The following is a 10,153-nucleotide window of genomic DNA, read 5'->3' on the forward strand; positions in this document are numbered from 1 at the left end:
CCGCTTGCTGCTCGCCGAAGCGGTGCCTCCGAGTTTTACACCTTTGCCGTTGGAGGTTGATCCAGAGTTTCGCGATTTGTTTGGATTTAATGCCAAAGACGAGGCCGTATTTACACCAGCAGAATTGACGGGACAAATCTCCGGTGGTTTTGGCTGGATAGGGTCTTGGCTGATGTCGAACGCTCATGCTGAAAGTATCCAACCAGCCGAGGCTCTAAAGGGGGTGGTCCCGCGACCGGATAACCTTAATGATTACCTTGAGCTGGTCGACAGCTTACTGGAGGAAGAAGCCAGTGCCTGGCTGGCTAAAAATGATAGCGTACCTGAGATGATGGCGGAGCGACTGGATCCTTTGGTTCGTGCCACAGCATGGAAAGAGTCCTGCTGGCGCCACCTCGTAATTTCGAGTGGCGAGCCTCAAGTGTTGCGTTCAGCCGGAGGGGCGGTGGGCATGATGCAGATCAACGGTCGGGTCTGGCGCAAGGTCTACGATCTGGACCGTCTCGTGGATGAGGTTGATTACAATGTGAACGCCGGTATCGATATTTTGACCCATTACATGCTTGATTATGCGATCCGTAAAGGCGAGCACGAACAGCCCGGCGGTGCTGACAATTTGGTAAAGGCAACCTACGCCGCTTATAACGGCGGTCCTGGGCAGTTGGCACGATACCGTCGCGAAGACACCTCAGCCCAATTGAAGGCCATCGACAATGCATTCTGGCAACATTACACGACCATCAAGGCCCATAAATGGCCGGACATCTCAAGCTGCTACTCGGTCGGTGGTTGACACCAGAGTTCAAGGTTTCAGTCAGATTGATTTTGCTTTTCTCAGAGCGGTGCCTTTACTGCAGTAAACTCTGAGCACCTTCAATCAAAATAAAGCCCTGTTTACAGAGAACAGGGCTTTATGTCCTAGCATTTTATTGATTGATTATTTCTGTCTAAAGCTATCAAAACGTGCAATATGTTCTTCCAGATTTTGGTTGAGCATTTCTGCGTAGCGTTGAGTGAAGTATTCAATGGCGGCTTGTTTTTCGGCTTGTAGATTTTCTGCACTTTCAACCGAACGGGCGACACTGAAGGCATTAAAGCGTGCAGCTGAAAATAGAATAGATGTATTGGCGTCGTCTACACTGCTGTCTGATGCTTGTTGATTAGCAAGGGCAATGAATTCATCGACACGTTGTTGAAATGTTTTTGTTGGTGAATTTTCACTCATTCTTTCTCTCTCATTAATGTTATGGGTTTGAAATTTGATAGCAGTCGTGATGAGGTTGTTATTGGCTATGTAAGCCAATTGAACGCAACACATAATATCAGATAGAAAAACCTGAGCAGTTTTAGGTTCACTAAAGACAGTAAAACGCGACAGAGTTTTTGGACTAGCACTCATCAATTAACTCGATCTGTCTTCCTTATGAGTCCTCTATTAAATCATTAGACTGAATATGAACTATGCGTAAAACTGATAAAAAAATTGATAACGAACTTCGACTGAAATTGACCGATGTATGTGAACAAGGATTAAAAAATATCGCTGGTTTCCAGTGGCTAACGCACTTGGTGAACTATGATGATTATCCAAATAGCTTAATGGTTGTTTGTGTATTTGATACCAACGAGAATTTGAAAAATTACCTCCAATCAGATGACAGCCAAGCATTGATATCTCTAATTGAAGCTGAATTTAAAACGATGGATATCAAGCTCAAACGCCTTGGTGATCATATCGCATACGATTCTGAAGATAACTGTAATCAATACCACAATGGTAATTGGGCACTTAGGTTGGGTTAACCAATATCAATCAACTCTTACCTCTATTTATTAGACAAACAAGCAAGCATCAGTCACCAACTAATTTAAACAAGCGGCTGTAGTTTATACTACACGGTATCTTTTACTGGATACGTTTGAGCGATAAAAACCGAATAATGAAAATACCAAAACAAATTCAGCCGCTTGTTGATGATGGCCTTGTGGATGAAGTGATTAGTCGCTTAATGAGCGGCAAAGAAGCCGATGTCTATGTAGTGAGATGTGGTGATGAAATACGCTGTGCCAAGGTCTATAAAGATGCGGTCAAGCGTAGCTTTAAAAAAGCCGTTCAATACCAGGAAGGACGAAAAGTACGCAATAGTCGCCGGGGCCGGGCGATGGAAAAAGGCTCTAAATTTGGTCGTCAGCAGCAGGAAGAAACCTGGCAGAATGCCGAAGTCGATGCACTGTATTTGCTTGCCAGTGCCGGTGTGAGAGTGCCTCAGCCCTATGACTGCCTGAATGGCGTGTTATTGATGGAGTTGATTACGGATGAGGAGGGTAATGTCGCGCCGCGCCTCAACGATGTCTCCATGTCTGCCGAGCAAGCCATCGAAGACCACATGATGGTCATGCATTCGGTGAAAAAAATGCTTTGTGCTGGCTTAGTTCATGGCGATTTGTCAGAGTTTAATGTTCTGGTCGATGCGCATGGCCCGGTGATTATCGATCTGCCACAAGCGGTGAATGCGGTGGCGAATAATAATGCACAAGCTATGTTAACTCGTGATGTGCAAAATATGACCCGTTACTATGCTCAATTCGCACCCGAACTTCGTAAAACGCATTTCGACAAAGAAATATGGTCGCTCTTCGAAAATGGGGAATTACTACCTGATACAGAACTCACTGGTCTGTTTGAAGAAGATACTCAAGCCGCTGATGTGGATGGGGTTATGCTTGAAATTAAAGCGATCCTGGAAGAAGAACAAGAAAGGCAATTGTGGTTACGTGATAAGGATGATTAAGGTTTAACCGTATTATTTTTAGAAAAAATCAAGTTGGCTGATCCTCTGACTGCTTCCCATGCCGCTGAAAATAGTCCCGCGCAGCGCGGTTGACCTTAGGGGCGAGCAGCAGTGCGGAAATCATGGTCGGTATCGCCATGGTCGCATAGAGTCCGTCAATGAGGCCGATGATGGCCGGCAGACTGGTCACGCTGCCAAAAACCACCAGTGCGGCGTAAATCCAGACGTAATGGTGCTGATGTCGCGCCCCAATCAGAAAGCCCAGACACTTGCTGCCGTAATACCAGAAGGTAAAAATGGTGCTCAGTGACAGCAGCGCCACGACAACGGTAAGCAGATAGGCACCGATACCGGGGAAGGCGGTTTCAAATGCTTGTGATGTCAGGGTCACACCATCGATGTCGCCATCAACTTGCCAGCTACCGGTCACCAGAATGGCCAGAGCAGTACAGGTACATACCAACAGGGTATCGATAACTGGCCCCATCATAGCAACCAGACCCTCACGAATGGGTTCATTGGTACGTGCCGCACCATGGGCCATTGCCTCGGTACCAATTCCGGCTTCGTTGGAAAAAGCCCCGCGGCGCACGCCCATCAGAATGACGGTGCCAATAGCGCCCCCCGCGACGGCGTCACCGGAAAAGGCATCGGTAATAATCAGCTGAAAAGCGGCCGGAATTTCGCTGGCGAAACGCATCAACAGCAGGGCGGTCATCCCCAGATAAAGCAATACCATAACCGGTACCATACGTAACGTAACGCGGCCAACGCGTTGGATATGGCCTGTCGTCACCAACAATACCAGGGCGGCAATGAGTACCCCCATCACCAGATCAAATGTGAAATGACTTTGTGACGTGGCCCAGCCGGCAGGTTCAGCCACCACTTCACGGACAATTTGTACCAACTGGTTAACCTGAAAGGCGGGCATGGTTCCCATCAGCCCGGCGACTGCAAACAGCGCGGCCAGTGGCCACCAGCGCTTGCCCAGACCTTCGCGTACGACATACATGGGACCACCCTGAAGGTTGCCCTCACTGTCTTTGCCGCGAAACATTACACTCAGGGAGCAGGTATAAAACTTGGTGGCGACACCGATGATGGCTGTCACCCACATCCAGAATATGGCGCCTGGGCCGCCCATGGTAATTGCCAACGCTACACCGGCAATATTGCCCAGTCCCAGCGTCCCGGACAGGGCAGTGCTCAGTGCCTGAGTATGGGGTATATCACCTTCATCGCCTTCACGATCAAAGCGTCCTGTCAGGATTTGTAAGGCATGTCTGAAATGGCGATAGGGCAGGCCACCCGAATACACCACAAAAAACAGCCCACCTCCTACCAGCAATATAACCAGCGGCAGGCCCCACATAAAATTGGCGAAGGCGGTAAAAAGCGCTTCCATGTTGTTATCCTGATTGTGTTCAGGCTTTTACCCTAGCGCTTTGCCGGTACAGATTCAAAAGACATTCGACAAGAGTGGGGAGGCTTCCCTTCAATTGGTTAATATTCTAGTCTATTGCTATGCTCGAAATAGCCGACATATATTTCAAAATTCCATACCTCATTACCCAGTTAGATAATTGACGTGATGATGTATTTTTTCTTGATGATGACAAGCAACGCTATTTAGAGTGCAACACTTACTCTTGTTAAAACATCAGGTAACGTTTTTTGGCATATTCCTTGATGGATAATAAAAGGGAATCTTCCCTTTTTCGACTGAGAATGAATATAAACAATGCTCTTAGATTATTCATTATGTATGCCTTAATTTCAGCGCATGTTATTTGAATGGCCAGAATATCTACAGGATAAAAATTATTATGGCGAGTTTGGATACTCAGCAGGGGATTATTGAAAACAGCAAGGTCACAATTGGACCATGTACCTATGGTTATGAGTACTTGCAAGTATTCGGCTCGGAAGGCGTTTCGTTGACAATAGGCAGTTTCTGTTCAATTGCAATGAAAACCACTATATTTCTTGGCTCAAACCATCGAACTGATTGGATCACTACCTTTCCATTTGGTCATCAAATGGCTGATGAGTTAGGAGGCCGGGAAATAAAAGGCCATCCGGCTAGTAATGGTGACGTCGTGATCGGCCATGATGTTTGGATTGGCTATGGCTCAACTATTGTATCTGGCGTAACAATTGGAAGCGGAGCTGTTATTGCTGCCAACGCTCACGTTGTTAAGGATGTTGCTCCCTATGAAATTGTCGGTGGAAACCCTGCAAAACACATTCGATATAGGTTCGATGAGGAAATAAGAGCGTTACTTTTGGAGTTAAGATGGTGGGATTTGCCTATCAGCGTAATTAAAGAGCTGAGCCAAACCTTATCTTCAGAGCCGACGGTTGATTTACTGAAGTCACTAGTTGCTTCGTTTAGAGCCTGATTATGTTTGATGTGCATTGCAATTTAAAACCTACTGTTCTGATATAAGGATGCTTTGGTTTGGCGAGAAATTAAGTGGCAGACATCTAACTTACTGGTTATGCGGGGGAAGTTTCTTTCTTTATCAACTTCATCTATTGTTTACTTTGCTTTATAAACGGGGTGAGGTCACTGGACGTCTAGTGGATTCCTTCATCCGAATAAATGCAACAAAACGCGTCAAAGGCGACGCTCATAACTCGCACGCTTTAATGCGAGTGTTATCAACCTCTATTAATGGAAGAGAGACCATGAGCATCATTGAAGCCTTTCCCAACGGAACGCCAATAGATAATCAAAACATCTTTGAAAGTATTTCCAGCCGCATGTCTGGCTTTTTGTATCGTTGCCGCATGGACAATGACTACACCATGCTGAACATGTTCGGCAATGTCCAGGAGCTGACCGGTTATAAACATCAGGAGTTAATTGGCAACAAACTTACTTCCTACGTGAATCTGATCCACGAGGAGGATGCACAGGCTGTCGATGATGCAGTGGCGGCAGCTATTGAAGAGCGTAAGAACTGGGATGTGGATTACCGCTTAAAATGCAAAACGGGTGACCCCATTTGGGTGAATGAAAAGGGCGGCCCGGTATTTGACGACAATAATCAAGTGGCGTTTCTTGAGGGGGTGGTGACCACGATACAAGCCAGGAAATTGCAGGAACTGGAGCGTCAATCCAGAATGGATGAAGTGGAAAGCCATAGCGAGGACATCATCAAGCAAACCCATACCATTTTGGATATGTTGAAAACCCTCCGCCTGCTTAGCTTGAATGCCAGTATTGAGGCCGCACGTGCTGGAGACGCGGGTCGAGGTTTTGCTGTAGTTGCATCCGAGGTAAAAAAACTGGCCGAGAATACGGGGCATGCCACTACCGAAATCACCCGATTAACCAAAGAGCTCGACGCACTGCTTAAGTAATTATTTATCCAGGCGATCAGATAAAGGCAATGCCATAACATGCAACCCGAAGAAATTAAGGACATTTTCGATCAGCAAGCTTCAGGCTACGATCAGCAATGGGCCAGAATGGCGTCCATCAATAATGGTTTATATTTTTTGCTGGAATCTGTTTTTGCGGGGTTAGCTGAAGATGCTCACATTCTTTGTGTGGGAGCTGGCACAGGCAAAGAGTTGATTCATCTTGCCAGGAAATTTCCCAATTGGCAGTTTACGGCGGTAGAGCCTTCAGGTGCCATGCTTGCTGTCTGTCGTCAAAAGGTTGAAGAGGAAGGGATGACGAGTCGCTGTCATTTTCATGAAGGCTATCTTGACTCTTTACCTGACAAACAGCTTTATGACGCAGCAACCTGCTTTCTGGTTTCCCAGTTTATTCTGGATCAACAGCTGCGCACAAAGCTGTTTGGTGAAATTGCTCAAAGACTGAAACAGGGTGGAATATTGGCAAGTGCCGATTTAGCTTCACAATTAGGATCGGATGAATATGAAGCCTTATTGCATACATGGATGACAATGATGGCGGGGGCTGGCATTACAGCTGAAAAACAAACCCAGATAAGAGATGCCTATGCCAAAGATGTAGCGGTTCTGCCTCCCACCAAGGTCGCTGACATCATTAAATCAGCAGGTTTTTGTATGCCTGTGCAATTCTTTCAAGCAGGATTGATTCATGCCTGGTTTGCCAAATTGCAAACGTAAAAATAACTAAAATAGCAGCGTCCTCTTATACAAAAGTCTGAGTAGAAACAGCTTCAGTCGGTAAGTAAATAAACTCAAGTTGCTTAACCATTCTGTTATCACATCTTCAGTTTTCATTTAGCGTCCTGGTTCACATTAATTGCAACATTCATAGAGTTGTCACAATAAATCACTATCTTCAGTCCCGATGTTCATTATCTGACTTGGAGGTAACGTGAAAAATACGCAAAAATTAGTACTCGCTTCAATACTGGCAGCTCTGTATAACGTGCCAGCAATGGCGGCAACCTGTATTCCTGGTGGCACGAGTGATTCACCGACGCTGATCTGCACCCCAACAGACAGCGGCAGTATCAATGACAACAGAGACAACCTATCAGTGACCGTTGAAAGCGGAGCACAGATTGTCCGTGCAACTGGACGTCCGGTGCAATTGGAAGGATCCAACCAGACGCTGAATAATCAGGGCCTGATTGAAAGTGGCGATGATGATGCGATTCGTGGCAAGGGTGTAAACCTCACAATCGACAATTCCGGCACTATACGTGGCGGTGACCGGGGTATCCGTCTTCAGGATGACGCCGATAATTTCACACTGATCAACCGTGAAACTGGAAAAATCTTCGCGGAAAACCAGGCCGTCAGATTGGACAATGATGCCGAACTGGAAAACGCACATATTACCAATTATGGCCTGATTCAAAGTACTGATGGTCGCGCCATTCAGAGCCGTGGACCAGGTGGCACTGTGATTAACTACGGTACGTTGCTTGGCGGTGAGGAAGTGATTGAAGCGAGAGAGAATTTCACGCTTGAAAACCACGGCACTATCGCGTTGAACGGGTTGTCATGGGATGCTGGCACGCAGACTTGGATGAATACAGGTGCCACTGACGATGAAGACGGTGTTCAATTTGCCAGCGGGGAAGCCAATAACTACGGCGTGATCCTCGGTAGCGATGATGGAATCGACATCGACGAGGGTAAGGTGCACAACCACGCCTCGGGCGTCATTGTCTCCACCGGATCGGCGAGTAATCCATTGGAAGGCGGTAATGGCATCGACGTAGATTCATTGTACGAGCCTACGCAAGGTGAGGTTCGCACTGCAGGTCCACTGACCATCGTAAACGAAGGCTATATCGAAGGCGTCCACGCGATTGGTACAGATGTGGCCAGCACTTCTGAGATCACGATTGAGAACAGCGGTACCTTGGTTGGCCGGTCAGGTACTGCAATCCAGTTTGCACCCAATCAGGGTAATAGTAGCTTGCAACTAAGTGGCAACAGCGAGATTATCGGTGATGTTATCTTTGGCGCTGGCGATGACAAGCTGATTGTGGATGGGCTTACTTCAACTTCAGGTATGCTGAGCACCGGCATTTTTGATGGCGGCTTGGGAGAGAATAGTGTTTTCTTCAATGATTTTTCACTGTCTAATATTTTGTCATTTGATATCACCGACACGTTGATATACATGTCCTTCGGTATTGCGAGTGATGAACTGTTCTCAGGAAAATTCACTAACTTTTCATCATGGACATTTGGCACTGATGGCTCTTTCTCGACAGAAGCGCTTGCAAGACAGTTTATGAATCCGAGTGCGGTGCCACTACCTGCGGCATTACCGCTTTTCGCTTTCGGCCTTTTCGGACTTTGGGCTGGCCGAGCACGTCTTTTGAAATAATCATCGACGTAGGGGCAACCCTCATTGCGTCGAGCCAATGTCTTTTGGATCAAAAGGGTCAGAGTCTGACTCTGGCCCTTTTGATTCAGCTGTTTTACACTCGATTTAAGCTATATTTTGCATTAGGATTTTATTGTCCTAGAAGTATCTGAACATCCACAGCCCCATCGCGATCATCATCAGGTTTTCGGTGAGCGATACAAATCCCAGTGGTACATTGCTGCCACCACCTACGCAGGCGCATTTGAGTTCGCGTTTGTCTATATACACTGCCTTGAGCACTGATACCGCGCCGACCGTGCCGATAAATAATGCGACAGGGATAGCCAACCACAGCATTGCTCCTGCCACCATGAGAACGCCTGCCAGCAATTCACCAAAAGGATACACATAGGAGTAGGGCACCACCCGACGTGCCAACAGGTCATAGTTGAGAAACATGGTTGAGAAGCTTTCAACATCCTGTAATTTGAGCAGCGCCAAAATGCTCATGCTAATGGCGATAAACAGCTCGGCAGTACGGATGCTCAGCAGACCTTCGCCCAACATCCAGCTTATCGCCAGAGCCAACAGGGCGGCAACGCCGAATACTGCCAATACAGGCTGATAACTGGTTTCGTCCTTGGCTTTTACCTTCTTGCCGAAGTGCTGCCGCAACGCGTCATATCCACCAATACGGGTTTCGTTGATAAATGTCTGGGGTGTCGTTTCCACATCATGCTGCTCTTTGAACGCATCGGTTTGTTCGCGTGAAGTCAGCCATTTATCTTCCACTTCATAACCTTCACGTTTAAGCAGATCCAGGGATTTCAGGCCAAACGGACAAACATGCTTGTCCATGACCATACGATAGAGCGTTGCTTGTTTTGTTGGATCAGATGACATCGAATTCTTCTCCTTGTTTTTATAAATGGCTTTATCTTTTGGGGGGCTTGCAGAGCGAAGAAGTTCCTTTCGCTACTTGCCCTTTACTATACGGTAAGACTTCTTTGATTGTTTTTTCAAAATAATACCATCCTGTCGGCTCTGATTTTATTAGCGATATTCACTGGAGGGATTAACGGATATCTGTTTCAGGATAGTTGGTTATTGTTTCAAAAGGGTATAGGTTAACTTTTACACAAGAATACTATTTGCGTATTTGGTCGTTAGCCAGGAGCTTTATTTTATATGTTGGCATTCTCAAATCCGGTTGGCTCAGGAACCCTTTGGTTCCACAATCTGACCACTGCCGAAGGTACACCCGTAGCCTATGATCCCCAGGCGCGGGCATTCCTGCCCATGCCGCCATTCTGTGCAAACCGTGAGATTATTGGTTGCAACTGGATAGCACCCGAAGAAGGTGCTTTTTGCCGGTCATGTGCGATGACTGCGTTGGCGCCGGATCCGGAAATTCCCAACGCTATCTCAAATTGGGCAGAAACCGAAGCAGCAAAACGCTGGGTACTCGATAACCTTGGCCGCTGGCACTGGTTCCGGCCGGAAGATCCCGGAACGCGGCCGGTTTTTCATATGCTTGCTGATGGACATACGCTTGCTGCTATGGGGCATGGCAATGGCGTCG

At 46.9% G+C, this 10,153-nt stretch carries 10 protein-coding genes and 1 pseudogene; 8 read left to right on the plus strand and 3 right to left on the minus strand.

The window, feature by feature from the left end:
- Positions 1–793, plus strand: a 793-nt coding sequence (locus B3182_RS02665; protein WP_292751425.1) for a lytic transglycosylase domain-containing protein, incomplete at its 5' end; no start/stop codon positions are given.
- A 144-nt stretch (positions 794–937) separates the two neighbouring features.
- Here B3182_RS02665 and B3182_RS02670 read toward each other — a convergent pair.
- On the minus strand, positions 938–1,225 hold the full coding sequence (locus tag B3182_RS02670) for a DUF3144 domain-containing protein (RefSeq protein ID WP_292411468.1): 288 nt from the start codon (positions 1,223–1,225) through the stop codon (positions 938–940).
- A gap of 236 nt (positions 1,226–1,461) precedes the next feature.
- On the opposite strand from B3182_RS02670, the gene B3182_RS02675 reads away from it, so the two are divergent.
- Together B3182_RS02675 and B3182_RS02680 are read left to right on the plus strand one after the other, a co-directional pair.
- The gene (locus tag B3182_RS02675) at positions 1,462–1,803 is read left to right on the plus strand and encodes a Fis family transcriptional regulator (protein ID WP_292353502.1); all 342 of its coding nucleotides are present in this window, start codon (positions 1,462–1,464) and stop codon (positions 1,801–1,803) included.
- A 137-nt stretch (positions 1,804–1,940) separates the two neighbouring features.
- On the plus strand, positions 1,941–2,792 hold the full coding sequence (locus B3182_RS02680; RefSeq protein WP_292353503.1) for a PA4780 family RIO1-like protein kinase: 852 nt from the start codon (positions 1,941–1,943) through the stop codon (positions 2,790–2,792).
- A gap of 28 nt (positions 2,793–2,820) precedes the next feature.
- Here B3182_RS02680 and B3182_RS02685 read toward each other — a convergent pair whose 3' ends face one another.
- Positions 2,821–4,200 carry an alanine/glycine:cation symporter family protein gene (locus tag B3182_RS02685; protein ID WP_292353504.1) on the minus strand — a complete coding sequence of 460 codons (1,380 nt, stop codon included), beginning with the start codon at positions 4,198–4,200 and terminating at the stop codon, positions 2,821–2,823.
- Positions 4,201–4,621: 421 nt separating this feature from the next.
- Between B3182_RS02685 and B3182_RS02690 the strand changes: the two genes are divergently transcribed.
- The 4 genes from B3182_RS02690 (at position 4,622) to B3182_RS02705 (ending at position 8,589) form a co-directional block, all read left to right on the plus strand.
- On the plus strand, positions 4,622–5,197 hold the full coding sequence (locus B3182_RS02690; protein ID WP_292353505.1) for a CatB-related O-acetyltransferase: 576 nt from the start codon (positions 4,622–4,624) through the stop codon (positions 5,195–5,197).
- 289 nt (positions 5,198–5,486) lie between these two features.
- On the plus strand, positions 5,487–6,164 hold the full coding sequence (locus B3182_RS02695; RefSeq protein ID WP_292353506.1) for a methyl-accepting chemotaxis protein: 678 nt from the start codon (positions 5,487–5,489) through the stop codon (positions 6,162–6,164).
- Positions 6,165–6,203: 39 nt separating this feature from the next.
- Complete coding sequence (locus B3182_RS02700; RefSeq protein WP_292353507.1) at positions 6,204–6,902, plus strand: class I SAM-dependent methyltransferase; 699 nt, start codon at positions 6,204–6,206, stop codon at positions 6,900–6,902.
- A gap of 214 nt (positions 6,903–7,116) precedes the next feature.
- Complete coding sequence (locus B3182_RS02705; RefSeq protein ID WP_292353508.1) at positions 7,117–8,589, plus strand: hypothetical protein; 1,473 nt, start codon at positions 7,117–7,119, stop codon at positions 8,587–8,589.
- Positions 8,590–8,727: 138 nt separating this feature from the next.
- Here the strand turns inward: B3182_RS02705 and B3182_RS02710 are convergent, their stop codons facing one another.
- Positions 8,728–9,474 (minus strand): glutaredoxin family protein, encoded by a 747-nt coding sequence (locus B3182_RS02710; protein ID WP_292400367.1) that lies wholly within the window; start codon positions 9,472–9,474, stop codon positions 8,728–8,730.
- Positions 9,475–9,759: 285 nt separating this feature from the next.
- On the opposite strand from B3182_RS02710, the pseudogene B3182_RS02715 reads away from it, so the two are divergent.
- Positions 9,760–10,153, plus strand: a pseudogene (locus B3182_RS02715) (hypothetical protein); the annotation flags it as partial.

The sequence above is a fragment of the Methylophaga sp. UBA4204 genome (assembly GCF_002379485.1).
Lineage (GTDB): Bacteria > Pseudomonadota > Gammaproteobacteria > Nitrosococcales > Methylophagaceae > Methylophaga.

Bases quoted from the DNA above. Each gene is read 5' to 3' on its own strand.
- B3182_RS02670 (WP_292411468.1), bottom strand. From the start codon at position 1,225: ATGAGTGAAAATTCACCAACAAAAACATTTCAACAACGTGTCGATGAA.
- B3182_RS02685 (WP_292353504.1), bottom strand. From the start codon at position 4,200: ATGGAAGCGCTTTTTACCGCCTTCGCCAATTTTATGTGGGGCCTGCCG.
- B3182_RS02700 (WP_292353507.1), top strand. From the start codon at position 6,204: ATGCAACCCGAAGAAATTAAGGACATTTTCGATCAGCAAGCTTCAGGC.
- B3182_RS02675 (WP_292353502.1), top strand. From the start codon at position 1,462: ATGCGTAAAACTGATAAAAAAATTGATAACGAACTTCGACTGAAATTG.
- B3182_RS02710 (WP_292400367.1), bottom strand. From the start codon at position 9,474: ATGTCATCTGATCCAACAAAACAAGCAACGCTCTATCGTATGGTCATG.
- B3182_RS02690 (WP_292353505.1), top strand. From the start codon at position 4,622: ATGGCGAGTTTGGATACTCAGCAGGGGATTATTGAAAACAGCAAGGTC.
- B3182_RS02680 (WP_292353503.1), top strand. From the start codon at position 1,941: ATGAAAATACCAAAACAAATTCAGCCGCTTGTTGATGATGGCCTTGTG.
- B3182_RS02695 (WP_292353506.1), top strand. From the start codon at position 5,487: ATGAGCATCATTGAAGCCTTTCCCAACGGAACGCCAATAGATAATCAA.